We start from the raw sequence: 25,436 nt of genomic DNA, 5'->3' as shown, positions 1-25,436 counted from the left end.
CCGCTCGACTTGCATGTGTTAAGCACGCCGCCAGCGTTCGTCCTGAGCCAGGATCAAACTCTCCAACAAAAACTTGTTGAAAAACTGTCCCGACAACAAAAAGTGTTGCCAAAGGAATCCAAGACCAGCCAAACCGAAGCCTGACCAGTCCGGGGTATAAATCATAATTGGCACTGGCTTATCAAGCACCCTGTTGAGTTCTCAAAGAACAACCACACACCGCCCAGAAACCCCACACCGTGGAGCACCCGACCCGGGGTATTTCGTTCACCGTGTCCGGCGCTCTCGCGCCGGGCACTTTTACTACGTTACCTCACCGTCTTCGCCGTGTCAAACCGTTTGTTCCGGTCTGTCGTGCTTCGTACGGGTTGGCTCCGACGAGCGCACGCAGCAGCGAACCGCCGCGTTGATCATCGGATTTGGCAGACCGGCCGCTCTGCGGTTTCCCGCGAGCTCGCCCGGATCCCTGCCGGCCGTGAACCTTACCCGGTCGGCTTCGCTGCACCAAATCCGCCTCGCGGCAGATCCGGTGAGCCCCGCCCGGGGCCGCGTCGTCCAAGGATTCGATCCCGTCCGACCCGGGCCAGTTCGGTTCGACGCCTCAGGACTTTCGCCCTGTTTGCCCCGTTCCGCGCTGGCAGAGAGAAAGTTACGCGTCTGCGGGTTTGAACGTCAAATCCGGGGGTAGCGTCCCCGGTCACATCATTTCCCGCTCGCTATATCGCCTGCTCAGTGCCGGTGCGGCGCTTGTCCCCGGCAGCCAGGGCCCTTGCGGTGCTTCGCCCGGCAGCCAAGGCGCCACCGCCACGGGGCAGCACCACCACCTTCCAAACGCCCGCACCCGCCGCAGTCACGCCTCATCCGCACATGCCTGCCGCAGGGTGCCGGCGGAGGTGTCAGCGCGCCGGGAACCGCGGCATCCCCCACGACCCTGGAGCGGCCTGGTGGCAGTGAATGTGGCGCGGCGTGTCGCGGAACTCTGGTGTGCGGTGGAGCAGCCTGGTGGCAGTTGACCTCGGGGGCACGGTGGAGCAGCCCGGTAGCAATGGACCTCGGGGGCCCGTGCGGCAGCCCGGTGACGGTGGAGCGTCCGTCAGGGTGCCTGACGGTCGGCGCGCCGGCCGGCCGCCCGCCAGGCTCGGACGCCGAGCACACCGACGGTGGTGCCGATGAGCAGAGACGCCGCGATCAGCAGAGCGTGGATCCAGAGGAAGCCGGTGGCCGGGAACTCCCCGACCCTGCCGGTGGACCAGGCCCGCGGGTCCTTCCAGATGGCGACGGCGAACCTCGGCCAGATCACCCAGGTCCAGATTCCGACCCCGGTGAGGAAGAGCGCCCAGCCGCGCGACAGCACCATGGCTGCCGAGTATGCCAGCGCGAGCTGACGGGCCAGCGGTGGAGGCGCAGGTCAGGGGACCTGCCACCGCCGGGGACCTGCCGCCGCCGGCGCCGTGCCGTGCGCTCAAGCCGGGAGCGCGGCGCAGCGCTCCCGTATGTCGTGCGGCTTGACGGGCAGTGCCTCGGCGGCCGGGAGCTGGTGCGAGCCGTAGCCGAACTGGCGGACCGTTCGTCGGGCGGCTCCCCCGTGCACGTGGACCTACCGAAAGCCGAAGAGAACGGTGAGCAGTAACGCGTTTCCTTGTGCCATTCCGAAACTGCGGTGGGCGATTCGCACGGCTCCCCGGAAACGGGAGGCCCGCATGATCGCGGACCTCCCGAACACACCGTCAGAAGCAGGTGCCGATGCCGCCGATCGCGGGGTTCGCCCGGTCGTGGTAATGGATCGTGCCGCTCGGGTCGGCCATGAAACCGCCCCAGATGATGCAACCGCCCCTGACGTACGCCCGGGCGGGCCCGGCCGCCCAGAGCTTGTCGCCGTCGTCGGTCTGGGTGGGCAGGTACTGGGCGGCGAGGTAGACCTGGGTGCGGGTCAGCGTCCCCATGTAGGCGGACTTGACGGTGACCGTGCAGCCGTAGCCGACCATCGCGTTGTGCAGCAGGTACACGGTGCCGAGCCGGACGCCGGTCTCCGCGTGCCGGATCGGGTCCTGGTCCACGACCGTGTATCCGAGCCCGCAGAGAGACTGCGGCGTGACCGGGTTGACGACGGCCGCCTGGGCGGCGGCGCCGGCCCCGGCGACGAGCCCGACCGCGACGACGAGCACGACCCCGAGCCGACGAATGGTGCGGTACATCCGTGTCCCCCTTTTCCTCTGCGACAGATGCGTCACCAGAATGGTCGGCCCGGTTGACCGAACGAATGTGCCGACTGGACACTCCGCATCCCCGGCGGATGTGCGCGGCCCCTTTCCCGTCGCCGCCACCTGCGGCACAGCGCGCCATTCATCGACGGTCGGCGAATATGACGTACTTCGCACCGAGAAATTTCAGTGAACCGAAAATTGCCGTGTTGTTTCCCGGGAGCGCGGGCGGGGCACTGACTTGGGGACCGGCGCAGACCGTCATCGGAGGTGACCCGTGCAGCCGTCGACATTCAACCCCTGGACCTGGCGCGACCCGTCCGCCCTCGCCGGCGGGTACTCCGGAGCCAGCCCCGACTCCGCCCCGCCGGACGGGCCGGAGCCCGGCGGCGACGGACCCGACGCCCCCGGCCCCGGCACCCCGCTCGACCTGGTCGGCTACCGCGTGGAGGCCACCGACGGGCGGATCGGCTCGGTCGACGAGGCCAGCGACGACACCGACGCCCGCTGGCTGGTGGTGGACACCGGGCCGTGGATCTTCGGCCGCAAGGTCCTGCTGCCGGCCGGCACTGTGACGCGGGTCGACCACCTGGACCGCACGGTGCACGTGGACCGCACCCGCGGCCAGGTCAAGGAGTCACCGGCCTTCGACGCGGATGCCTACGGCGAGCCCGGTTACCGGGACCGGATCGGCGACTACTACCGGGACAGCTACCGGCAGGGCTGAGCGGGCAGGCCGGACCCGCTACGGTGGGGACATGGTCCGGCCGATCAGCTACGCGCCGGAGGTCGTCGACCTGGTCGACGGCCTCCCGCTCGGTGTCGTGACCATCTCTCCGACCCGCTCCGACGACGGCCGCGAGCGGATGATCGACGTACTTCGTGCCGGTGGACTGCGGTTCCGCGACGGCGCGCGATGGCGTTCGGCTCACTGAGCCGACCCTGACCGACCCGGGATGACATCCCCGGTCGACGCGCGCCCGCGCACACCTCGTCCACCAGGCACGAAAGGCGTACCACCATGTCCGTTGCACGGATGCTCACCGGGGACCGCCCCACCGGGCGGCTGCACCTCGGCCACTACGTCGGCAGCATCGCCAACCGGGTGCGGCTGCACCAGCGCTACGAGAGCTTCTTCATCATCGCCGACCTGCACATGCTCACCACGCGGAACACCCGCGAGGACATCGAGCGGGTCGCCGGCAACGCCCGGGAGATGGTCACCGACATCCTGGCCGCCGGCGTCGACCCGCGGCGTGCCACCTTCTACCTCCAGTCGGCCATCCCGGAGGTCGGCGACCTGAACACCCTCTTCCAGAACCTGGTCACGGTGCCCCGGCTGGAACGCGTGCCCTCGCTCAAGGACATGGCCCGCGACGCCGGCAAGGAGGAGATGCCCTACGGCCTGCTCGGGTACCCGGTGCTCCAGGCCGCCGACATCCTCTGCGTCAAGGGGCAGGTCGTACCGGTCGGCAAGGACAACGCGGCGCACGTGGAGGTGACGCGGGAGATCGCCCGGCGCTTCAACCACCTCTACGGGGAGGTGTTCCCCGTGCCGGAGACGATCGCGTCCGAGACGCCCACCCTGGTCGGCACGGACGGCCGGGCGAAGATGAGCAAGAGCCTGGGCAACGCGATCGCGCTCTCCGCCGATCCGGCGACGGTCCGCCGCGCGGTGCTGGGCATGTACACCGACCCGAACCGGATCCGCGCCGACGTGCCCGGCACCGTCGAGGGGAACCCGGTCTTCGCGTACCACGACATCTTCAACCCCGATCGGGCGCAGGTCGACGACCTCAAGGAGCGCTACCGGGCCGGGCGGGTCGGCGACGTGGAGGTGAAGGAGAAACTGGTCGTCGCGCTCGACCGGTTCCTGGACCCGATCCGGGAACGCCGGGCCCGGATCGAGGCCGAGCCCGGGCTGGTCGACCAGTTGATCTTCGAGGGCACGGAGCGGACCCGCCACGAGGTGCGGCAGACGCTCGTCGAGGTCCGCCGGGCGATGGGGCTGACCAGCGCGTACACGCAGGTGCGCCGCCGGGCCGAGCGGCACCGCAAGGCCACGGCCACGCCGGCCTGAGCGGTCGTACGACCGGCGACCGGCCCGGGACGGGGAATGAGCTCCGGCACCGGGCCGGTTCGTGCGGAGCGGTCGCAGCGGGATGAATGAGTGGCTCCGGGCGGGGCAACTGGAACACCATGGGCGTGGTCCGGTACGAGGCGGTGCTGCCGGTCGTCGACGAGCTGGACCAGCTCGTCGACCTGCTGCGCAAGGCGGCCCCGGGTGAGCAGCTGTACGTCCGGTGGTCCCGCGGGCCGGGCGTCGACCTGTCCGGCGAGCACGGGTCGGGGCAGTCCAGCAAGGACGCGCTGACCGGCATCGACCTGCCCGGCCTCTCCGCCAATCCGCTCGCCGTCGAGTCGTGGTGGGGCGATCGGCCGCTGCGGCTGTGGGTGGCCCGCCGGCTCTACGACTACTGCCACCTGCGGCGGCTACGCGGCCCGGGCGTACGCCCCTGGGTGCTGGCCGGCGAGCAGCGCGGCCGGGGACCGGACAACGAGCCGCTGGTGCGGTGCCGCCGGCCGGTCGCGTGGGTGTCGGAGCGGGCGCTGCGGGAGGCGGACCGGGTCGTCGAGGCGCAGGCGTCGACGGAGTGGGGACCGCTGCACCGGGCCGACTGATCCGCCCCGCGACCAGGTCGGCCTCCCCCACCGCCCCCGAGGTCTGGCGGCCCGGGGGCGCGGGTCGCTAGGTTTCAGCTTCGGGTATCTCACTGTCGTCGATCGGGGGAAGTCGGCCGCGTGTCGCACATCGAGAAGATCACCGGGGAACTGCGCGCCTTGACGACCGGCGTCGACAGGGCGCAGGCGCTGGCGTCCGCCGCCGACAACCAGGCGCAGGAGGTTGCCCTGCGCGCCGCCGGCGCCGGCTTCGCCGCCGTGGCGGCGGGCGTGATCCGGGTACGCGACGGCATCTCGGCCGTCCGGGGCAGCTTGGGCAGCCTCGCGACCACCATCGGCGAGGCCACGAAGGCCACCGCGGCCGTCCCGCAGGAGGCCAGCCCGCACGAGACGATCACCGGCCTGGCACCGGTGCACAACGCGTGCGACGGCATCCGCGACACCGCCGCCGCCACCATCGCGCAGGTCCGCGAGACACGACAACTCGTCACCACCGTCCTGCACGGCGGCCAACCGGGCCCTCTCGTGCAGTCCCTGGAGAGCATCACGCAGGTCCTGAGCCTGGTCGCCCAACGCACCGCCAGCGCCCGGCAGGCGGTCGAGACGGCGATCGCCGAGGCCCGACAGCTGGGGTCGGCGGGAAACTGACCGGGGCTGGCGGCACCACACCGACCAGCCCTACCTCGACCGCCGACGCCGGCACCGCCGGCCGCCACCCTGGGCACGAGGATCCCATCCACGACCCGGCCCACGACTCCGCGCCGTGGACCAGACCCGCCACCGGCACCGCCGGCGGCACACCGACCGGACCACGCACCCGAATCCCGGCCAATGAGAGACCGGCCGAACGCCGCAGCCTGGAACTGGAGAACGAGGCCGCCGACACGGTCGCCAGCAGTGGCTATCGGGTGCACCAGAACCCCACGAAACAGGAGATCGCGACGGCCAAGCTGAATGCCGGCGACGTCGTCGACGAAAAGAGGTCGCCGGATTACCTGATCGAAGGGCTCGTCTTCGATTGCTACGCTCCCACTTCCTCTGCGGCACCACGCTCCATCTCAAGTGCGGTGAGCAGGAAGGTCGGGCGGCGGCAGAGCCAACGGGTAGTACTGAACCTCCAGGACTGGCGGGGAGATCCCGCCGCCCTGCAAAAGCAGTTCGACGACTGGCCGGTACCGGGGCTGAAGGAGTTGGTGGCCGTCACACGGAGCGGCCAGATCGTCCAGATCGTCCGGCGGGACTGAGGAAGGTCGAACGCATGTCCATCACCTATCGACTGACGCTCGCGGGCGACGTCCCGCTGGACCGGATGGCCTCGCTGGTCGCCCCCGAGGCGGCCGAGACCACGACGCACTCCGGCGCCCGGATGCTCAGCGCCGACCTGAACGAGGAGTGCGGCTACGCCGTCAGCATCGTCGCCGGCAGCCGGGGCTACTACGGGGCCGAGGACGACGGCGGCGTCCCGTGGGAGTGGGAACCGGCAACCTACGTCGACATCGACTTCCACATGCGAAAGGACACGCTGGGGGAGAAGGGCAGGCCGCACATGCTTCGGACCGTGGGCCGGGTGCTGGCCGACCGGCCCGAGGACGCGGCGCTGGTGCTCAACGACAACTGGTTGCTGCTGACCCGGTTCGACGGCGCGATCCGCCGACACAACGAGGCCGACTGGTACGACGAGGCGTACGACAGCTTCCTGCCCAGCTGACCGCCGCCCGCCGGATTGGCCGTTTCGGGTCCCCCTGGCGCGGGCGCGGCCGTCCTACCATCGGATCGTGGCGAACTTCGATGTCCCGGCAGCGGTCGCGACGATCTGGCAGCGGCAGGCTGCCTGGTCACGGGCGTCCGGTGAGGCCAAGCGTGCGATCACCCGTGCGCGGTTGACCATCGCCGCGCTCACCGTGGGGGCCGCCGTGTGCGGCACCCTCGCCAACCAGCTCGGGCACGCCCACCCCGGTGTGGGGCGGGCGCTCGCGATCGTCGCGGCGGCGGCGCTGCTCGTGGTGCCGCTGGCGGCCCGGTGGTCCTCCCGGGAGGCGGTGCACGCGTGGACCCGGCTCCGCTCGGTCTCCGAGGCGCTGAAGGCGGACACCTACCGCTATCTCGCCGGGGTCGCCCCGTTCGGCGGCGCGGACCGGGACGCTGTCCTGCTCGGCCGGTTCGACGCGCTCATGGACGACGCCGGCGACCTGGTCGGCCGCACCCTGGACGCGCCGCCGGCCGACCGTCCGCTGCCAGCCGTCTCGGACGTGGCGACGTACGTGACGGAACGGTTGCAGCGGCAGGTCGACGGCTACTACCTGCCGGCGGCCCGCCGGATGGCCCGCGCCGCGCGGCGGGTCCGGTACGCGGCGACGGGGCTCACGATCGCCGCCGCCCTGGTCTCCGCGACGGTCGGGGTGCTCGGCGACAACCTCGGCCTCACCGCCTGGATCGGTGTCGCGGCGGCCGTGACCACGGCGCTGGTCGGCTACGGCTCAGCCCAGCAGTACGAGCACCACCAGATCGAGTACGCCCGCACCGCCGACCAGCTGACCCGGCTGCGCACGGCCCGCGAGGCCGGGCTGGGCTGGGCCGGCGACGACGCGTTCGTCGCCGAGGCGGAGCGCATCATCTCGCTGTCCAACGAGAGCTGGATGGCAAAGATGATCGAGCAGGATGGCGCTGCGCAGCCGTGACATCACTGGTTGTGCCATATAGCATCGTCGATAGTCGTCGTTGACCGTCGTCGTGGGCGGTCGTCCGTCCACTCCCGACTCCAAATGGGGGAACCGACGTGGATCGCACCGCACGCCAGCCCGATCCGACCGCGCCGCCACTGGACGACCTCCGGCGTACCCCGCTCGGCCGGATCTCCCTCGACCGGGCCCGGTCCGTCGCGCGCGTGGCCGGCCGGAGGGAGGATCGTCCGGCGCGTGTCGACGTCGCGGCGTTCAGCTCTGCGATCTGAGCCGGACGGGCAGCCGACCGGGCAGGTCGCCCCGCTGACGCAGTACGTGCTGAAGCTGGTCAGCCGCTGCGACCTCGCCTGCGACCACTGCTACGTCTACGAGCACCCCGACCAGTCCTGGCGGCGCCAGCCCCGGGTGATGGCCTCCGCCACGGTGGCGGCGGTCGCGGAGCGGATCGCGGAGCACGCGGCGGCGCACCGGCTCGACGCCGTACGGGTGGTCCTGCACGGCGGCGAGCCCCTGCTCGCCGGCGCCGCCCGGCTCGACTCCACTGCCGGCACCCTGCGGCGCGTCATCGGCCCGGTGGCCCGCCTCGACCTGCGGATGCAGTCCAACGGTGTGCTGCTCACCCCGGCGACCTGCGACGTGCTCGTCGCCCACGACGTCAAGGTGGGGATCTCGCTCGACGGCGACCGGGCCGCCAACGACCGGCACCGCCGCCACGCCAACGGGTCGAGCAGCCACCGCCAGGTGCTGCGGGCGCTGTCGCTGCTGCGCAGCCCCGCGTACCGCAGCAGCTACGCGGGCATCCTCTGCACCGTCGACCTCGCCAACGACCCGATCCGGGTGTACGAGGCGCTGCTGGCCGAGGAGCCTCCGCACGTCGACTTCCTGCTGCCGCATGCCAACTGGGACAACCCGCCCGCCCGGCCCGACGGCCCCGCCACTCCGTACGCCGACTGGCTGCTGGCCGTCCACCGGCGGTGGCTGGCCGACGGGCGTCCGGTGCCGATCCGCCTGCTGGAGTCCCTGCTCTCCACCGCGTCCGGGCACGGCAGCCGCAGCGAGGCGGTCGGGCTCGGCCCGGCCGACCTGGTCGTCGTCGAGACCGACGGCACCTTCGAGCAGGTCGACTCGCTCAAGTCCGCCTTCGACGGCGCCGCGGCCACCGGCCTGGACGTCTTCCGCCACCGGGTGGACGACGCCGCGGCCCACCCGGCGATCGCCGTACGGCAGACCGGTCTCGACGGTCTCTGCGCGACCTGCCGCGCGTGCCCGGTGGTCGGGCACTGCGGCGGCGGGCTCTACGCCCACCGGTACCGCGCCGGGGACGGCTTCGACAACCCGTCCGTCTACTGCCCGGACCTGCTGGAACTCGTCCGGGTGGTGACGGCGGCCCCGGTCGCCGACGAACCCGACCGGCCCACCGACTCGCTCCACCCGCGCGTCCTCGACGACCTGGCGACCGGCGCGGGCGCGGCGGGCTCGGCCGCGCAGCTCGCCGCCGTCCACCTGGCGCTGGTGCGCGCCCTGCTGGTCGCGCTCAGCGAGCGGGCCGCGGGCGACCCGGTGGCGGCCGAGGGCTGGCGGCTGCTGGTCCACCTGGACGACGCGCACCCCGACGCCGTCCGCGCCGTGCTGGCCCACCCCTTCGTGCGCCGTTGGGCACGGCGCTGCCGGGACGGGACGGCCGAGCTGTCCTACCTGGCCTGCGTGGCGGCGGCCGCCGCCGTCCGCGCCCGGGTCCGGGCCGACCTGCCCGTCCCGGTGCGCGACGGGGTGGTCAGCCTGCCGACGCTCGGCGCGCTCGCGGTGGGTGCCGAGCGGGGCGTCGTCAGGCTCGTCGTCGACGACGGCGACGTCCGGCTCGCCGGCCGGCGGATCGCCGTCCTCCCGGGCCACGACGGCGACCCGGCCCGAAAGGACGGGCCGGACGGCTGGCTGCCGGTGCGTGCCGTCCGTCTCGGCGGGAACCGGCTGCTGTTGGAGGACACCGATCCGCACCGGAACGGCTACGACCTGCCGGTCGAGCCGCGGCTGTCCGGCGCCGCCGCGCTGGGGTGGACGCGGCGGCTGGAGGGGGCGGTGCGGCGGATCGACGCCGAGGCCACCAGCTACACGGCGGGCGTACGCACCCTGCTGCGGGCCGTCGTGCCGCTGCGCGCGGAGCCGACCGGCCGGTTCCGCAGTGCCGCCGCCGGCGTCGCCTTCGGCGCGGTGGCCGTCACGGCCGTACCCGACGACGCCACCCTCGCCGTGCTGCTCGTGCACGAGGTGCAGCACCTCAAGCTCAGCGCGGTGCTGGACGTCTGCGACCTGTTCGACCGCGACGACACCCGGACGCTGCGCGTGCCGTGGCGGGACGACCCGCGCCCGGTGGAGGGCGTGCTGCACGGCGTCTACGCCCATCTGGCCGTCGCCGACGTGTGGCGCCACCGCCCCGGGCCGGCCGCCGGGGACCATTTCCGCCGCTACCGGGACTGGACCGACGGGGCCCTCGACGCCCTGCTCGACCTCGGCGTCCTGACCGCCGCCGGCGAGCGGTTCGTCGGGGGGATGCGCGCCACCGTGGACACGTGGCCGTGACCGCCGGCCCGCTCCGGCGGGCCACGCTGACGGCGGACCTGCGCGCGCTGGGACTGCGGCCGGGGTCCACCGTGCTGGTGCACTGCGCCCTGTCCCGCGTCGGTCGGGTGGCGGGCGGCCCCGCCACGCTGCTGGCCGCCCTGCGGGACGTGCTGGGCGGAGCGGGCACGGTGGTCGTACCGGCGCAGACGGCCGGTAACTCCACCACCTCGCGGGCGTTCCGGGCGGCGACCGCCGGCTCGGGCCCCGCCGGAGTCGCGGCGGCGGAGGCGGCCATCGTGCCGTTCGACCCGGAGCGCAGCCCCGCCGAGGGCATGGGGGTCTTCGCCGAGCACGTACGCCGGCAGCCCGGGGCGTGCCGGAGCCACCACCCGCAGACCTCCTTCGCCGCCCTCGGCCCCGACGCGGCCCGGCTGACCGCCGTCCACGACCTCGACTGCCACCTCGGCGAACGCTCACCCCTCGGCGCGCTCCACGCCGCCGACGCCGTGGTGCTGCTGCTCGGCGTCGACTGGTCGGTCTGCACGGCGTTCCACCTGGCCGAGTACCGGCTGCGCCGCCCGCCGGTCGACCGGGCGTACCGGTGCTACGTGCGCGACGCCGCCGGGCGGCGGGTCCGGCACGACTTCCAGGCCCTCGATCTCCACGACACCGACTTTCCGCTGATCGGCCGGGCACTGACGGAGGCCGGCGCGGTGCGGCGCGGGCCGGTCGGCGGCGCCGACTGCCGGCTCACGGACCTTCGGGTGGCCGTCGACTTCGCCCGGGGGTGGATGGATGAGCACCGGCGGTGACGAGCGGGGCAGCGGAGGGTTGGCCACGGTCGATACTGTGGACGGTCGGGAGTCGCCGCACCGGTCGGGAGCCTCAGTTGACAGAGGGCACGCTCTGGGAGGACGAGAGCGCCCCCGTGTTCTTTCTCAGCTATGCCCACAAGAAGAACCAGGTCGCGGCGCCCCGGGACACCAACCAGAAGGTCTTCCAGCTCTTCGTCGACCTCTCCGACCATGTCGTCGAGCTGCTCGGCCTCGGCCCGGGGCGCACGGCCGGATTCATGGACCGGATGCTCGACGGCGGGCAGGTATGGACCGACGACCTGGCCTTCGCCGCCGGGCACTGCCAGGTCTTCATCCCGTTGATCTCCACTCACTACCTCAACAGCGACTGGTGTGCCCGCGAGTGGGACGCGTTCACCCGCCGGCCGATACTGACCCGGCCGGGTGCCGAGCCGTCGGCGGGGGAGACGCCGGTCATCCCGGTCAACTGGTCCCTGGTGGAGCGTCGCCGGCTGCCGGCGGCCGTGTCGCGGAGGCAGATGTTCACCCCCACCCGGCTGCCCCCGGAGATCGCTCCGCAATACCACGAAGAGGGCATCTACGGTCTACTGAGCCTCGGCGACACCGGCAAGGCCGCCTACGACGCGGTGGTCTGGCGGCTGGCGCAGCGGGTCGCCCGGGCCTATCGGACGCACTGGGTGCAGGCACAGGTCCCGACCGACGTGCGGCAGTTGCGCACCACGTTCGAGGAGGGCGGACATGACGTGGTCTGACCCCGTTCCGCCCCGGGGCGCATCCCGCCGGGAGACCTACTTCTTCCTGAGCTACGCCCACTCGGTGCCGCTGTCGGCCGGTGTCCGGCCGGACACCGACTACTGGGTCAACCGGTTCTTCAACGACCTGGCCACCGCCGTCCGGCACGCTGCCACGAGGAGCCGCGACCTCGACGCCGGCTTCTTCGACGGCCAGGTCAACCCGGGAGCCGACCTCAGGCAGACGCTCACCGACGCGCTCAGCCTCGCGCACGTCTTCGTGCCGCTGCACTCACCGAACTACTTCCGCAACGCGTGGGCGCTGGGCGAACGCGAGTCGTTCCGCAGCCGACTCACCCGGCTCACCCCGGCGCAGGCCGAACGGCACCTGGTGCCGGTGCTGTGGCTGCCGCTGCCGTCCTGGGGCGAGCGGCCGGAGACGACCCGGGCCCTCGACCTGGTTCCGGACGCCGGCGACCGGGCCGACTACGCCGAGAACGGCCTGCGCGCCCTCTGCAAGCTCAGCGCCTACCACGACCTCTACCGGCGGGTCCTCGAGGCGCTGGCGAAGCAGATCGTCACGGTGACCGAGACGCAGCCGCTGGCCCGGTCCCGGGCGACGACGCTGTCCAGCCACCCGGTGCCTGACAGCGTCGGCCCGGCGCTGGTGGTCACCACCCTCACCGACCACGCACGGTGGCGGCCCTACGCGGGGCAGCACGAGCTGGCCGTGGCCGACCACGTCGCCGCGACCGCCGAGCGGCTCGGCCTGCCCACCCGGGTCGTCGACCTGGCGGCGGCCCGGGCCCTGGCGCCGCGGAGCCCCACCGTCGTGTTGGTGGACGCCGCGACCGGTGCCGCCGCCATCCGTTCGGCGCTGGACGATCTGCCCCGCTGGGTCGTCCCGCTGGTCATCGCCGCCGGTCACGAGCGTGGCGCGACGGCACCCGAGTCGGTTTCCGAAGCGTTGCAGGCCGCCGGGTTCCCCCGGGTCATGCCGGTACGCGCGATCGACGAGTTCGAGCGCTGCACCCCGCTGCTGGTGACCGAGGCCCGCAAGCAGTTCCTCCGGTACGGTCCGGTCGACCCGCCGGACGGCCCGGTCACCCCGAGACCGAGCCTGCGCCCGGCCCGGCCCTTCGACGGGCCGCCCGGGTCCGGCGCGAGCCTGCCGCCGGTGCGGCCGTTCGACACGACGCGAGGGAAGGACGAGCGATGACGCCATCGCGCGAAGGGCAGGTCATCACCTTCTACTCCTACAAGGGCGGTACGGGCCGCACGATGGCGCTGGCCAACACCGCCTGGATCCTCGCCGCGAACGGTCAGCGGGTGCTCGTCGCCGACTGGGACCTGGAGTCTCCCGGCCTGCACCGGTTCTACGCCCCGTTCCTCGACGCGGAGCAGGTCGCCACCACCGGCGGCGTCATGGACCTGATCCTGGACTACGAGTGGGAGAACGCCCGCCGGCGCGAGGAGACCGGCGCCGACCCCCGGCCCGGCGACTGGCACCGGGAGTACGCGCGGGTCCACCGGTACGCGTTCTCGGTGAGCTGGGAGTTCCCCGGCGGCGGCAGCCTCGACCTGCTCCTGGCCGGCCGGCACAATCCCGACTACGCGACCAGCGTGACCGGCCTGAACTGGGACAACTTCTACAACCGGCTCGGCGGCGCGCAGTTCTTCGACGCGCTGCGCGAGGACATGAAGCGGCACTACGACTACGCCCTGATCGACAGCCGCACCGGGATCAGCGACGTCGCCGAGATCTGCACCATCCACCTGCCCGACGTGCTGGTCGACTGCTTCACCCTCAGCGACCAGGGCATCGACGGCGCCGCGGCGGTGGCCGCCCGCGTCCGCGACTACGAGGGGCGTCGGGCGCGGCGGGTGCTGCCCGTGCCGATGCGGGTCGACGACGGGGAGAAGGGCAAGCGGGACGCCGGGCGGTCGCTGGCCATGCAGAAGTTCGCCGGCCTGCCGGGCGGCATGACCGACAGCGAGCGGCAGGCCTACTGGCTCACCGTCGAGGTGCCGTACCGCGCGTACTACGCCTACGAGGAGACGCTGGCGACCTTCGGCGACGAGCCGGGCGGGCGCACCACCCTGCTGTCCGCGTACGAGACGTTGACCAGCCACATCACCAACGGCAGGATCACCGGTCTGCCCCGGATGGACGACCAGTTGCGCCGCCGGACGGTGCAGCGCTTCGAACGCAAGCCGACGGTCGTGGACGAGCTGATCCTGCTGCGGCACGTGCCCGAGGACCAGGTGTGGGCGGAGTGGGCGCAGGCCGTGCTGAACTCCGCGGACCTGCGGGTGGTCACCGCTTCCCTGGACGGGCCGGCACCCGAGCAGACGGGCTCGGCCTTCCGCGAGGTCCGGCTGGTCTCCCGCGCCTACCTGGCGGCCTGGCGTGCCCGCTCCGGCACCGGTGGCGACCGGGCCGCGCCGAGCTGGCTGGCCGTGCACGTCGACGACACCCCGCCCGTGCCGGACGTCCCGGTCGGCAGTTGGACGGCCGTGCACGACCTCACCGCCGAGGACGCGGCGACCCACCTGCTGAAGCTGGTGGGACGCACGGTGGGCGCGGCCGGCCTGCGCCCGGCCCGCTTCCCCGGGGTGCGCGCGACGGTCTTCAACGCGCCGGCCCGCAACGCCCGCTTCACCGGGCGCGAGGACCTGCTGCGCCGGCTCCGTGAGGAGCTGAGGGCGTCGGGCGGCAGCGGCACCCCGGTCGCCCTGCGGGGCGGTCCCGGTCTCGGCAAGACGCAGCTCGCCATCGAGTACGCCCACCGGTTCCGGGGCGCGTACGACATCATCTGGTGGGTCGCCGCCGACCCGCCGCAGTTCGTCGACGTGCTCATGACGGAGCTCAGCGACGAGCTGGGCCTGCCGAGCCAGGCGACGATCCCGGAGACCAACCGCGCCCTGCGGCAGCGGCTGGGTCAGACCGAGCGCCGCCCCGACGGCAGCCCGCCGCCGCACTGGCTGCTGATCTTCGACAACGCCGACCAGTACGAGGACGTCCGGCCCTACCTGCCGCAGGGCAACGGACACGTGCTGGTCACCACCCGCAACCCGGACTGGGGTGACCTGGCGCGGGCGGTGGACGTCGACGAGTTCGCGCGGGCGGAGAGCGTGGCGCACCTGCGCGCCCGCCTCGGCGAGCACCTGATGAGCGTCGCCGAGGCCGAGCGGGTCGCCGAGGCCGTGGAGAACGTGCCGATCTTCGTCGCGACGGTCGGGGCGTGGTTGGCCGACACCCGCACACCGGTCGAGGACTACCTGGCCGGGCTGCGCCGCACCGGCCTGGAGACGGAGGTCTGGGACCTCCCGCTCCAGCGGCTGCGGGAGGGTTCCCCGGGGGCGTACCGTCTCCTTCAACTCGCGTCGGTGCTCGCCCCGGAGATCTCCCTCGACCTGCTCTACAGCGACCGGGTGGCGCGGGTCATCGCCCCGCACGACCCGGTCGTCGCCGCGCGGGTCGCCGACCGGGTCTCCGAGCGTGACATCGCGGCGACGCTGGTGCAGCGGATGAACAAGCTCGCGCTCATCAAGCTGGACCCGCACGCCCACCGCGTGCAGGTGCACCGGCTGTTGCAGACCGCGCTGCGCGCCCGGATGACCGACGACGAGTTGGTCACGGCCAAGCACGAGGTGCACCAGATCCTCGCCGGGTCGCGACCGCCGGGTGAGGTGGAGGACCCGGCGAACCGGCAACGGTTCCGGATGCTCTGGCCGCACCTCGACGGCTCCGACGCGATCTCCTGCCGGGACGACGACGTCCGGCAACTGGTCATCGACCGGGTCCGCTACATCTACGTCAGCGGCGGGTACGAGCAGGGCGAGCGGTACGCGCGGGAGACCGAGGCCGTGTGGTCGGCGCTGCTGGCGGAGTTGCCGCCGGACGGAACGGAGCACCGCAAGCTGCGCGTCCAACTGCTGCACCTTCGGTTCAACTGGGCGAACGTGCTGCGCAGCCTCGGGCGGTTCGACGAGGCCCTCCGGCTGGACGAGGACACCCTGCACCAGCAGGAGGAGCTGATCGGCGACAGCCACCCGCACACGCTGATGACCGCCGGTGGTTACGGGGCGGACCTGCGCACCCTGGGCCGCTACCGGGAGGCCCTGGAGCGCAGCTCGCGGACGTACGCCGCATCGGTCGAGGTGTTCGGCGAGGATCACCGGCGGACCCTGACCGCGGCGAACAACCTGGCCGTGTCGTACCGGCTGATGGGCATGTTCGACCGGGCGCTCGAGGGTGACCAGGCGACCAACCGGCGACAGCGGGTCGTCCTCGGGCCGGAGCACCCGAACACCCTGGTGTCGGCCAACAACCTCGCCCGCGACCTGCGGGAGACCGGCGACTACGAGGGTTCCGTGGCGCTGCTACGGGAGGTGGTGACCGGCTACCGGAACCTCTTCGGCGAGCAGTCCCGTGACCTGCTCACCGCGCAGGCCAACCTGGCCGTGTCGTTGCGCAGCACCGGGGAGATCGCCGAGGCGGCCCAGTTGCTCGACGAGACCTACCAGCGGCTGCTGGCCACCCTCGGGCCGACCAGCCCGGACACCCTGTTCAGCCGGCTCAGCCGCACGGCCAACCTGATGTTGCAGGGGCAGAACACGCAGGCCCTGGCGGAGCTGGTCGAGGTGGAGCAGCAGTTCGTCCAGGCGTTCGGCGCCGACCACCCGTACTCGCTGGTCTGCCGGGTCAACCTGGGCGTGGCCCAGTGGGACGCCGGCGACACGGGCACCAGCCTGTCGATCACCGAGGCGGCCGCGGCGGCGATGCTCGCCGCACTCGGCGACCGGCACCCGTTCACCATGGCGGCGGCCAACAACCTCGCGGTCTTCACCATCCTCACCGGGGAGCAGGAGCGGGGACGCGACCGGCTGCTGGCCGTGGTGGAGCAGCTCGCGGAGGTGCTCGGGCCCGAGCACCCCGACACGTTGCGGGCCCGGGGCAACCTGGAGACCGTCAACCAGGCGTTGTCGGGCGGCCGGGTGAGCATCGGGCGGATGCGGATCGCCGACCGGCTCGCCAACCGGGTCGGGCAGCACCACCCCAGTGTCGTGGTGCTCCGCGACGGGCGGTACGTGCGGCGGGTGCTCGACCCGCACCCCTACTGACCGGGCCGCGCGCCGATCAGCAGGTCGGCGCTCAGCGCGGGGTCGGGGTCGACGAGCCAGCGCAGGATGCGCGGCAACTCCTCAACCGCGTCGAAGTGCGCCGCCCCGGGCCGGACCTCCATCTCGGCGCCGGGTATCTGCGCGGCCAGCCAGCGGCCGTGGCTGACCGGGGCGAAGTTGTCGTCGGCGCCGTGCCACAGCCGGACCGGCGTCGCCGCGGTGTCGATCGCCGACAGGTCGAACGCCCAGGGGCGGCGGAACGCCAGCACGTCGTCGATCCACCCGTACGGCCCGGAGCGGAGCGCCTCCGCGTAGGTGTCGGTGATGAGCCGGCGCAGCGCCGGATCGTTGACCGCCCGCCGGTCCGCCGCGCTCATCTCCGTCCTCAGGTCCGCGAGGAGCAGCCGTGGGTCCGCGGCGGCCCGCTCGGCACGCTGGCGGATCTCCTCCACCACGGCGGCGGTGTCGGGGCTGCCGGCGCCGAACCCGCGCACGTTGCCGGTGTTCATGCCGCCGACCCAGTCCAACTCGATGGCGTTCCACGGGGCGAGACTGACCAGCACCGCCACCCGGGTCACCCTGCCGCGCAGGCGGGCATCGGCCGCGCAGGCGAGGGCGTGCGGGCCGCCGCCGGAGCGTCCGACGACCGCGAACTCCCGCACGCCCAGGTGGTCGGCGATCGCCTCGACGTCGCGGGCGGCGTCGGCGACGTCGCGGTTCTCCCGTCGGTCGGAGTCGCCGTAGCCGGGCCGGTCGTAGGCGATCAGCCGGACACCCATGCGGTAGAGGACGATGCCGCGCGGCTTGGGGCCACGTCGGCTGCCGGGCGTGCCGTGGAGCAGGAAGACGGGGAAGCCGTCGGGCGCGCCGGTCACCTCGTACGCCACGCGTCTGCTGTCCTCGCGTTCGGCGAAGTCGGCCCCTGGCTCGCCGTCTCGGGTCACTCCGTCCTGCCCTTCGGTGCCGCTACCAGCCAATACTCGCAACCCGGCATCGAGTAGAGACGATGTCGGACGGCTCCACTCAACAATCGAGCCTAATGGTCGGGCCCGCCGCGCCGCTATGCCGAGCGGGAACAAGGGGCCGGATCTGTCGGAAACGACACCGCCGGTCTGCCGCCGCTGGAACTTCCGGCGGCCGCTTCGACCGGGGACGCCGGTGGCGGGGGTCGGACGGTCAGGCGGTCAGCGCGTCGAGGGCGTCGTCGAGCCGGGGCTTCCGGCCGTCGGCGAAGACGTCGAGGAACTCCTCGCCCGGCGGGGCCCAGAACCGGGTACGCGGCTCGTCCCGCCAGTCGCAGGTGATCTCGCAGCCCCACGAGTGCAGGTACGTCCGCTGGTCCGCCTGCCCGCGGTGGAACAGCGGGTCGCCGACGATCGGGAAGCCGAGCCACGCCAGGTGGACGCGGATCTGGTGACGCCGGCCGGTGACCGGCTTGAGCACCAGCAGCGTACGGTCGCCGCTCACCAGCGCCGTGGCGAAGTCGGTACGGGACTCGTAGGAGGGCTTGGACCGGTCGACGGCCGACTCCGGCAGCGCGAAGCGGCGGCGGTCGGCGTCGTAGCGGATGGCATCGCGCTCGCCCGCGATCCGGATGGTGCCCTTGCGGCCCGGCCGCAGCGGCAGGTCGATGGTGCCGGTCTCGGGCAGCCGCGCCCCCTCGACCCAGGCCAGATAGCGCTTGTCGGCGCCCCGGCTGGCGAACTGCCGGGTCAGCGAGGCGTGCGCCGACGGCGTCCTGGCCAGCAGCAGCAGCCCCGAGGTGACCTTGTCGATGCGGTGCACCCAGTGCACCGGCTCCCCGGCGGCGGCGGCCAGGTCGGTCAGGGACTCGGCGTGCCGCTCGCCCATCACGGAGATGCCCGGCGGCTTGTCGAGCACGAGCAGGTGGTCGTCCTCGTGGATGGGATCGCGCCGAAGTTCCGACCAACTGAAGGTGGTCATCATCGCCTCGGCTCTCGACTGTGCTGAGCTGCTCGGTGTCGCCGACGGCCGGCCCCGGGACATCGGTGACGCGCGGAGCGGGGTCGAGCCGGGCCAGGTGGGCCGGCACGGCGAAGGATACCAACCCGGCGACCGCCCGCCCCGACGTCGAGCGGCGTCGCGCCCCGGGGGCATCGCGCCCGCGCCCGCGCCCCGGGACCGTCGCGCCGGCCCTCGGCCCGTGCGGGTGACGGCCACGAGCCGCATGCCGGCGCACCGTGGGATCACCAAATCCGGGTCGACCACACCATCTCCGTACGTCGCCGCACGGAGCGGACCAATGGCGAGGCCAGCATTTTGAAAGAAATATGGCGGGTTGTCGGACTCTACCGTGAAAACGGCACATGGGGGTCGAGGCAGACCCGCGCGGAAAGCGCGGTCCGGACCTGGGAGGAATCCAACCGTGACCCAGTACGTGGAGGAGGCCGGCAGCCCGACGCGGCAGGCCGAAGAGTCTCGACCGCCGGCGAGAAGGGCGGGTGCCGGAGGATCGTCCGTACGGTGGTGGAGACGACCGTGGATCGTGCCACTGGTCGCGCTGAACGGGGCCTTCCTGCTGTTCGTCCTGCCGCCGTACCTCGGTCTCGACCCGAGCCAGTCACGGGTGGTGCTGAACGACGGCTTCGCGTCGCACTACGCCGTCCTGGTGGTGCACATCCTCTTCGGCACCATCGCGCTGGTGACGTTGTGCCTCCAGGCCTGGCCGTGGCTGCGCCTGCGGTACCCGAGGGTGCACCGGCTCAGCGGGCGGCTGTACGTCTTCGCCGGCGCCATCCCGTCCGCGCTGCTCGCGCTCGTCCTCATGCCGTTCGCCGCGGCGCCGAACGGGCTGCTCGGCAGCGCGCTGGCCTCCGTGGGATGGATCGCCACGACGGTGCTCGGATTCCGCGCGGCCCGTCAGCGCCGCTACGCCGAGCACCGGAAGTGGATGGTCTACAGCTTCGCCTTCGCCCTGCAGACCATGTGGGGACGGGTGATCTTCCTGTTCAGCGCGCTGACCGGGCTGTCCATGAACCCGGTCGTCGCCGCCGAGGCGGGCGGGTGGCTCAGCGTGCTGGTGAACCTCGCCATCGCCTACTGGTGGCTGCACCGCACCCCCCGCCCGGCACGCCTCGGCGCTCAGCTGACACCCCCGGCCGGCGTGCTCAGTCGAACCGCCACCGGGTCGCGCTGAAGCCGGAACCCTTGTCCATGCCGATGACCTTGGCCGGGGTCACCTCGTACACGAGGTACGGCGATGGACCGATCCCGTCGCCGTCGATCCCACCGTCGACCGGAGTCACCTCCCAGCCGTACTTCTCCCCGTACGCCTCGGCGACGCGCTTGAGCGTCGCCGAGTCGCTGACCCGGGACGCCGTGCCCTCGATCGAGAGGTCCAGCTCCGGACTGGCGACGGTGAGGACGCAGTGCGGGTTGGTGGCCAGGTTGTCGACCTTGTGGGCGGTCTCGCTGGAGCAGAAGTACATGCTCTGGTCGAGCCACATGGCCAGCAGCGGCACGGCGTGCGGCCGGCCGTCCGGCCGGACCGTGCACAGGAAGAACTCTCCCGCCTCCGTCAGCCGCTCACGCGCCTGCGACCAGGGCATCGGCTTGGAGCCTTCGCTGGCAAAGGACGGTTCCGCGACCGGCTCACGGTTCACCATGGGTTCCCCTTCGAACGACGACATCGTGACTGAAGCAGCACGGAGAGTATCTCAGTGTGGCGGCGTCCGCGAGCGGACGGACACCGCCGCCGCGGAGTGTCGGAGGGACGCGCCCCTCCGACCGTCCCGCGCTCCCGCATTCCACAGGGGACGAATTCGCTTGACCTCAACCGCGCTGCAGGTCCTAGGTTCGCGGCATGAGCATGGAAGTCACCGCGTGGATGTCCCTGCACCACGCGATGCATCAGCGTGACCAGCGGCCCTTCTCCAAGGCGACCCTGAGGCGGATCGGCGGCTTCGCCCGCCCGCACCGCCGCCTGCTCGCGTGGTTCCTGGCGGGCAGCGTCGTGGCCGCGGTGCTGACCGTCGCCGCGCCGGTGCTGGCCGGGCGGGTGGTCGACGCGATCGTCTCCGGCACCGATACGGCGACGGTGGTGCGGCTGGCCGTGGCGATCGCCCTGATCGCGCTCGCCGAGGCCGGGCTGGGGCTGCTCACCCGCTACCAGTCGGCGCGGATCGGCGAGGGCCTGATCCTCGACCTGCGGACCGCCGTCTTCGACCACGTGCAGCGGATGCCCGTCGCGTTCTTCACCCGGACCCGCACCGGCGCCCTGGTCTCGCGCCTCAACAACGACGTGATCGGGGCGCAGCAGGCGTTCAGCGACACGCTCTCGGGCGTGGTCGGCAACGCCGTGACGCTGCTGCTGACGCTCGCGGTGATGCTGACCTTCTCCTGGCAGATCACCCTGCTGGCGCTGGTGCTGCTGCCGATCTTCGTGCTGCCCGCGCGGCGGATGGGCCGGAAGCTCGCCCGGCTCGAACGGGAGGCGGCCGACCTGAACGCGGCGATGAGCACCCGGATGACCGAGAAGTTCTCGGCGCCCGGCGCCACCCTGGTGAAGCTCTACGGGCGGCCGGCGGAGGAGTCCGCCGAGTTCGCCGCCCGCGCCCGGCGCGTGCGCGACATCGGCGTGCGTACCGCCATGTTGCAGACCGTCTTCATCACGGCCCTCACGGTGGTCGGTTCCCTCGCGCTGGCCCTGGTGTACGGCCTGGGCGGCGTGTACGCCATCGGCGGGCAGCTCGACGCCGGCGCGGTCGTCGCGCTCGCCCTGCTGCTGTCGCGCCTGTACGCGCCGCTGACCTCGCTCGCCAGCGCGCGGGTGGAGATCATGAGCGCGCTGGTCAGCTTCGAGCGGGTCTTCGAGATCCTGGACCTCAAGCCGATGATCGAGGACAAGCCGGACGCCCGGCCGCTGCCCGACGGACCGGTGGCGGTGGAGTTCGACGACGTCCGCTTCGGGTACCCGTCGGCCGACAAGGTCTCCCTGGCCTCGCTCGAGGACGTGGCGAAGCTCGACACCCGCGGCGGCGAGGAGGTGCTGCACGGGATCTCGTTCCGCGCCGAGCCCGGACAGATGGTCGCCCTGGTCGGCTCGTCGGGCGCGGGCAAGTCCACCATCGCGCAACTGCTGCCGCGCCTGTACGACGTGGAGGACGGCGCCGTCCGGCTCGCCGGGCGCGACGTCCGCGACCTGACCGGCGACTCGGTAAGAGACGCCCTCGGGGTGGTCACCCAGGACGGTCACCTGCTGCACGACACGATCCGCGCCAACCTGCTCTATGCCCGACCGGACGCCAACGAGGACGACCTGTGGGACGTGCTGCGTCGCGCGCGGCTGGCCGACCTGATCCGCTCGCTGCCGGACGGCCTGGAGACGGTCGTGGGCGAGCGGGGATACCGCCTCTCCGGCGGCGAACGTCAGCGGCTCACCATCGCCCGGCTGCTGCTCTCCCGCCCGCGTGTGGTGATCCTCGACGAGGCCACCGCACACCTCGACTCGACGTCCGAGGCGGCGGTGCAGGCGGCGCTGGGTGAGGCGTTGACCGGGCGGACCAGCGTGGTCATCGCGCACCGGCTCTCCACGATCCGCTCCGCCGACCAGATCCTGGTGCTCGAACAGGGCCGGATCGTGGAACGCGGCCGGCACCCCGACCTGCTGGCCCGGGGCGGCCGGTACGCCGAGCTGTACCGCACCCAGTTCGACCAACCGGTGCCGGCCTGACGTGTCCCCCGTGGTCGCGCGACCGGCCCCGCCCGGGTCTGGGTGTGCCGTCACCGGGCGGGGGCTGAGGCCGCCGCACCGCGTCGGGCCGCTCAGCGCCGGTCGCGCGACCGGCGGGTCGCCAGGATCCCGCCGACGATCGCCGCCACGGCCGGCAGGAGGCAGCAGATCGTCAGGACGAACACGTGCCACGGCTTGACAGCTCCCATGGCCGCGAGGATAGGCAGCGCGCGCCAGTGTCGTCACCCATGGTCACGCACCGTGGCGCCCCTGAGGTCCGGGCGCGAGCGCGGCGCGTGCCGGGGGCGATGAGCGAGCGCGCGGACGGGCCGCCGGGGTGCGTGTCGCGCCCCGACGGCCCGCCGTCAGTCGTCGTCAGCCGTTGTTGTCGATCAGGCTGGCGATCTGGTTGTAGATCAGGTGCGCCTTCGCGCCCTGGTTCGACGGGCAGCCGCCGAGGTGGTGCAGGGCGATCACCCGGTGGCTGGCGTTCAGCACCGGCGAGCCCGAGTTGCCGCCGGAGGTGTCGCAGCTGTAGCTGATGTTCGAGGCGTTGTAGTTCGCGTTCTTGACGGTGCAGTTCGCACCGTTCTGGGTGTCCTCGAAGATCGACAGTCGCTTCGGGCTGCCGTCGCCGTGCCCCGGGATGTACATCCGCGTGCCGGTGGTGGTGGCGGTCGTCGCCAGGTACAGCGTGCCGAAGCTCTGGATGCTGGTGAAGTTGTTCACCGAGTACAGGGCGTAGTCCAACTCACTGGAGCCGCCGCTGCTCACCTTGTAGAGGGTCGCCCCGCTCACCTTGGTGCCGGCGCCGGGGTTCGAGCCGCCGCAGGTGGCGCACTGGTAGTTGAACTGCATTTCGCTGCCGGTGACGGCGGCCTGCGTCGAGAAGCAGTGCTTGTTGGTCAGCATGCGGTTGGTGTTGCCGACCCGCCAGGTGGTGCACATACCGCCGCCGCTGATCAGCAGCCGCGCCACCGCCCTGCCGCGGGCGTACTCGGTGGGGTGGCTGTTCTGGTAGCAGACCACGTCGCGGCGGGCGTCGGTGCTGCACACGGACTGCGTGGAGAAGTTGTGCTGCGCGATCTCCGCGCGGTCGTAGCCGCGCCAGAACCGGTCGATGGTCGCGACGTTGCCACGGGAGGCGCGGCTGCTGTGCATCGTCACCACCGCGGTGTCGCCCTCCACCGACATCGCCCAGAAGCCCGGCTGTCCGTCGGTGGTGTAGTCCGCGCCGGTCGCCCGGTTCAGGTAGCGGTCGTACCGGTAGCTCTCCCGGCCGTCGGGGCTCGCCACGGTGACGTAGTCGCCGTGGGCCAGCCGCAGCGCGCTGAAGTGCACCTTGACGTACGACGCGCCGGGGTGCCGGATGACCTGCGTCCGGCCGTCGCCGGCGGAGGAGAGCGTGCCGGCGACGGTGCGGAGTTCACCGACCGTGGTGACGCCCTCGGCCGAGAACTGCTCCGATTCGGGTGCCCGTTCGGATTGCGGCGCGAGAGGTTGCACCGAGTACGCCTCGGCGGCGGGTGCCGACATCAGACTCAGCCCGAGTGTGCAGGCGCCCAGCGCGACCGCCGCCGTTCGTAGGCGGCGCATGGCATGTTTCATCGTCGCTCCTCCCGAGGAACCAGCACCCAGACGTGCTTGCAGCCTTCATACACGAATTGATGGAGGCATGTAAACATATCGATGTCTACCTACCGGCACGGTGTCGTCGGTCGCGCCGACGGGTTCCTGGCGGGGACCACCCGCACGCCACACTCCCCCGGTCGAGCCCGGCCACGGCCGGGCCGCACCGGACGGAACGCCGGCGTCACCGCTGCGGTGACGCCGGCGTCGTACCGTTCGTTACGGCGTGACGACCCTGCCGCCGAAGGTCACCACGAGGCGACCGTCGGACGCGAAGGACCAGCCCAGGGCGCCGGAGTACTGGGCGCACCGGGATCCGTTGCTGCCGGACCAGAACTGGTTCGAGCTGTCGGAGTTGCCGACGATCTTGTCGTTCGAGCCGCTGTCGCACGAGGTGTTGTTCCGGAACACCGAGGAGCCGCCGTCGAAGGTGAAGTTGCGCTCGGTGTTGCCGATGCTGGCGTTGTTCGACACCTGCATGCTGCCCAGATTGCGGTTGTAGGTGAAACCGTGCTTGCCGTTGTCGTAGGCGATGTTGCCCCGGACGATGTGGTTCACCCCGATGTCCTCGCCACCGAGCTTGTAGCCGTTGCGGTCGCCGGCCCCGGCCTGGCCACCGTTGCTCAGGGTGCCGTTGTTGTAGGCGAGAGAGGACTCGATGGTCACCGCGCCGATGGCCCCGGTGTCGCTCTTCGTGTAGAGGTCGTAGCCGTCGTCGATGTTGTTGTGGGCCACGGTGTAGCGGAAGACGTTGCCGGGGCCGACGGTGAGCTTCGGGGCGAAACCGTCGGCGTCCTCACCGTCGGAGTCGACGTTGTCGTGCGACACGGTGCTGACCACGAGGTTGTTGGACGGCCACTGGTCGCGGGGCGCGTTGGCCACCAGCCGCGAGAGCTGGAGCCCCGAGTCCCGGTTGTGGCGGGTCACCGTACGCTCGATGATGTTGTTGTTTCCGGCGAGCAGGATGCCGTTGTCTCCGGCCCGCTCGACGACGATGCCGCGGATGTGCCAGTACGATCCGCCCAACGCGAGGCCACGGTTCGCCGGGTCCTCACTCTGGGCCGAGAAGTTCAGGATCGGGGTCTCGCCCGGGTAGGCGAAGATGTTCTTGCGCGCGCTCGACGTGCCGTTGTTGCCCTGGCCGATGGTGATGGTCTGCGAGTAGCGGTAGGTGCCGCCGCGCAGGTAGATCGTGCCGCCGGCGGCGATCCGGGTGATCGCGGAGGTGAGCGTCGTCGGGTTCGCCTCCGTGCCGGACGCGCTGTCGGTGCCGGTCGGTGCCACGTACAGCGTGCCGCTCGACGGCGGCGGGGTGGTCG

Annotated in this window: 22 protein-coding genes and 1 rRNA gene; 15 read left to right on the top strand and 8 right to left on the bottom strand. The window is 72.1% G+C overall.

Going from position 1 to position 25,436, the window contains the following annotated elements; all coding sequences use genetic code 11:
- The 3 genes from F6X68_RS14795 to F6X68_RS14785 form a co-directional block, all read right to left on the bottom strand.
- A 16S ribosomal RNA gene (locus tag F6X68_RS14795) occupies window positions 1–69 on the bottom strand; the annotation flags it as partial.
- 1,024 nt (window positions 70–1,093) lie between these two features.
- Window positions 1,094–1,357, bottom strand: a complete 264-nt coding sequence (locus F6X68_RS14790) for an SCO4848 family membrane protein (RefSeq protein WP_151454827.1) — start codon at window positions 1,355–1,357, stop codon at window positions 1,094–1,096.
- Between the two features lie 370 nt (window positions 1,358–1,727).
- Window positions 1,728–2,195, bottom strand: coding sequence for a hypothetical protein (locus F6X68_RS14785; protein WP_151454826.1), 468 nt, complete (start codon window positions 2,193–2,195; stop codon window positions 1,728–1,730).
- A 283-nt stretch (window positions 2,196–2,478) separates the two neighbouring features.
- On the opposite strand from F6X68_RS14785, the gene F6X68_RS14780 reads away from it, so the two are divergent.
- The 13 genes from F6X68_RS14780 to fxsT all read left to right on the top strand — a co-directional run bounded on the left by F6X68_RS14780 (window position 2,479) and on the right by fxsT (window position 16,796).
- Window positions 2,479–2,928, top strand: coding sequence for a PRC-barrel domain-containing protein (locus F6X68_RS14780; RefSeq protein ID WP_151454825.1), 450 nt, complete (start codon window positions 2,479–2,481; stop codon window positions 2,926–2,928).
- Window positions 2,929–2,959: 31 nt separating this feature from the next.
- On the top strand, window positions 2,960–3,136 hold the full coding sequence (locus F6X68_RS33525) for a hypothetical protein (protein ID WP_192581407.1): 177 nt from the start codon (window positions 2,960–2,962) through the stop codon (window positions 3,134–3,136).
- A gap of 86 nt (window positions 3,137–3,222) precedes the next feature.
- Window positions 3,223–4,281: a tryptophan--tRNA ligase gene (gene trpS, locus F6X68_RS14775; RefSeq protein WP_151454824.1), complete on the top strand. Its 1,059-nt coding sequence runs from the start codon at window positions 3,223–3,225 to the stop codon at window positions 4,279–4,281.
- Between the two features lie 86 nt (window positions 4,282–4,367).
- The gene (locus F6X68_RS14770; RefSeq protein WP_225852214.1) at window positions 4,368–4,883 is read left to right on the top strand and encodes a DUF6098 family protein; all 516 of its coding nucleotides are present in this window, start codon (window positions 4,368–4,370) and stop codon (window positions 4,881–4,883) included.
- Window positions 4,884–5,003: 120 nt separating this feature from the next.
- Entirely contained in the window at window positions 5,004–5,531 is a 528-nt protein-coding gene (locus tag F6X68_RS14765; RefSeq protein WP_151454823.1) for a DUF6244 family protein, read from the top strand.
- A gap of 173 nt (window positions 5,532–5,704) precedes the next feature.
- A complete protein-coding gene (locus tag F6X68_RS14760) occupies window positions 5,705–6,127 on the top strand; it encodes a hypothetical protein (RefSeq protein WP_151454830.1) in 423 nt (140 codons plus the stop codon).
- A gap of 14 nt (window positions 6,128–6,141) precedes the next feature.
- Window positions 6,142–6,591 carry a SitI3 family protein gene (locus tag F6X68_RS14755; protein WP_151454822.1) on the top strand — a complete coding sequence of 150 codons (450 nt, stop codon included), beginning with the start codon at window positions 6,142–6,144 and terminating at the stop codon, window positions 6,589–6,591.
- A 67-nt stretch (window positions 6,592–6,658) separates the two neighbouring features.
- Window positions 6,659–7,561, top strand: coding sequence for a DUF4231 domain-containing protein (locus F6X68_RS14750; protein ID WP_151454821.1), 903 nt, complete (start codon window positions 6,659–6,661; stop codon window positions 7,559–7,561).
- 261 nt (window positions 7,562–7,822) lie between these two features.
- On the top strand, window positions 7,823–10,141 hold the full coding sequence (locus F6X68_RS14745) for an FxsB family cyclophane-forming radical SAM/SPASM peptide maturase (protein ID WP_370518952.1): 2,319 nt from the start codon (window positions 7,823–7,825) through the stop codon (window positions 10,139–10,141).
- On the top strand, window positions 10,138–10,935 hold the full coding sequence (locus tag F6X68_RS14740) for an aminoglycoside N(3)-acetyltransferase (RefSeq protein ID WP_151454829.1): 798 nt from the start codon (window positions 10,138–10,140) through the stop codon (window positions 10,933–10,935). Before F6X68_RS14745 ends, F6X68_RS14740 begins: the two co-directional genes overlap by 4 nt.
- Window positions 10,936–11,012: 77 nt before the next feature.
- Window positions 11,013–11,690 carry a TIR-like protein FxsC gene (locus F6X68_RS14735; RefSeq protein WP_151454819.1) on the top strand — a complete coding sequence of 226 codons (678 nt, stop codon included), beginning with the start codon at window positions 11,013–11,015 and terminating at the stop codon, window positions 11,688–11,690.
- Window positions 11,677–12,888 (top strand): TIR-like protein FxsC, encoded by a 1,212-nt coding sequence (locus tag F6X68_RS14730; RefSeq protein WP_225852211.1) that lies wholly within the window; start codon window positions 11,677–11,679, stop codon window positions 12,886–12,888. The genes F6X68_RS14735 and F6X68_RS14730 overlap by 14 nt, the downstream gene beginning before the upstream one ends.
- Window positions 12,885–16,796, top strand: coding sequence for an FxSxx-COOH system tetratricopeptide repeat protein (gene fxsT / locus F6X68_RS14725; protein WP_151454818.1), 3,912 nt, complete (start codon window positions 12,885–12,887; stop codon window positions 16,794–16,796). Before F6X68_RS14730 ends, fxsT begins: the two co-directional genes overlap by 4 nt.
- Here fxsT and F6X68_RS14720 read toward each other — a convergent pair.
- Together F6X68_RS14720 and F6X68_RS14715 are read right to left on the bottom strand one after the other, a co-directional pair.
- On the bottom strand, window positions 16,790–17,740 hold the full coding sequence (locus F6X68_RS14720; protein ID WP_151454817.1) for an alpha/beta fold hydrolase: 951 nt from the start codon (window positions 17,738–17,740) through the stop codon (window positions 16,790–16,792). The two genes, fxsT and F6X68_RS14720, sit on opposite strands and share 7 nt — an antisense overlap.
- A gap of 232 nt (window positions 17,741–17,972) precedes the next feature.
- Window positions 17,973–18,740 (bottom strand): RluA family pseudouridine synthase, encoded by a 768-nt coding sequence (locus F6X68_RS14715; protein ID WP_192581406.1) that lies wholly within the window; start codon window positions 18,738–18,740, stop codon window positions 17,973–17,975.
- A gap of 562 nt (window positions 18,741–19,302) precedes the next feature.
- Between F6X68_RS14715 and F6X68_RS14710 the strand changes: the two genes are divergently transcribed.
- On the top strand, window positions 19,303–19,953 hold the full coding sequence (locus F6X68_RS14710) for a DUF2306 domain-containing protein (RefSeq protein WP_225852210.1): 651 nt from the start codon (window positions 19,303–19,305) through the stop codon (window positions 19,951–19,953).
- On the opposite strand, the gene F6X68_RS14705 is transcribed toward F6X68_RS14710, so the two are convergent.
- Window positions 19,925–20,422: a pyridoxamine 5'-phosphate oxidase family protein gene (locus tag F6X68_RS14705; RefSeq protein ID WP_192581405.1), complete on the bottom strand. Its 498-nt coding sequence runs from the start codon at window positions 20,420–20,422 to the stop codon at window positions 19,925–19,927. The genes F6X68_RS14710 and F6X68_RS14705 overlap by 29 nt on opposite strands.
- A gap of 197 nt (window positions 20,423–20,619) precedes the next feature.
- Between F6X68_RS14705 and F6X68_RS14700 the strand changes: the two genes are divergently transcribed.
- Window positions 20,620–22,488: an ABC transporter ATP-binding protein gene (locus F6X68_RS14700; protein ID WP_151454814.1), complete on the top strand. Its 1,869-nt coding sequence runs from the start codon at window positions 20,620–20,622 to the stop codon at window positions 22,486–22,488.
- Window positions 22,489–22,863: 375 nt separating this feature from the next.
- Here F6X68_RS14700 and F6X68_RS14695 read toward each other — a convergent pair whose 3' ends face one another.
- Window positions 22,864–24,096 carry a serine protease gene (locus tag F6X68_RS14695; protein WP_151454813.1) on the bottom strand — a complete coding sequence of 411 codons (1,233 nt, stop codon included), beginning with the start codon at window positions 24,094–24,096 and terminating at the stop codon, window positions 22,864–22,866.
- Between the two features lie 240 nt (window positions 24,097–24,336).
- A partial coding sequence (locus F6X68_RS14690) for a right-handed parallel beta-helix repeat-containing protein (protein WP_151454812.1) occupies window positions 24,337–25,436 on the bottom strand: 1,100 nt, incomplete at its 5' end.

This window comes from Micromonospora sp. AMSO12t, assembly GCF_008806585.1.
Classification (GTDB): Bacteria; Actinomycetota; Actinomycetes; order Mycobacteriales; family Micromonosporaceae; genus Micromonospora; species Micromonospora reichwaldensis.
The sequence above is the reverse complement of the archived record's forward strand: the minus strand, read 5'-3'. Positions and strand labels throughout refer to the sequence as shown.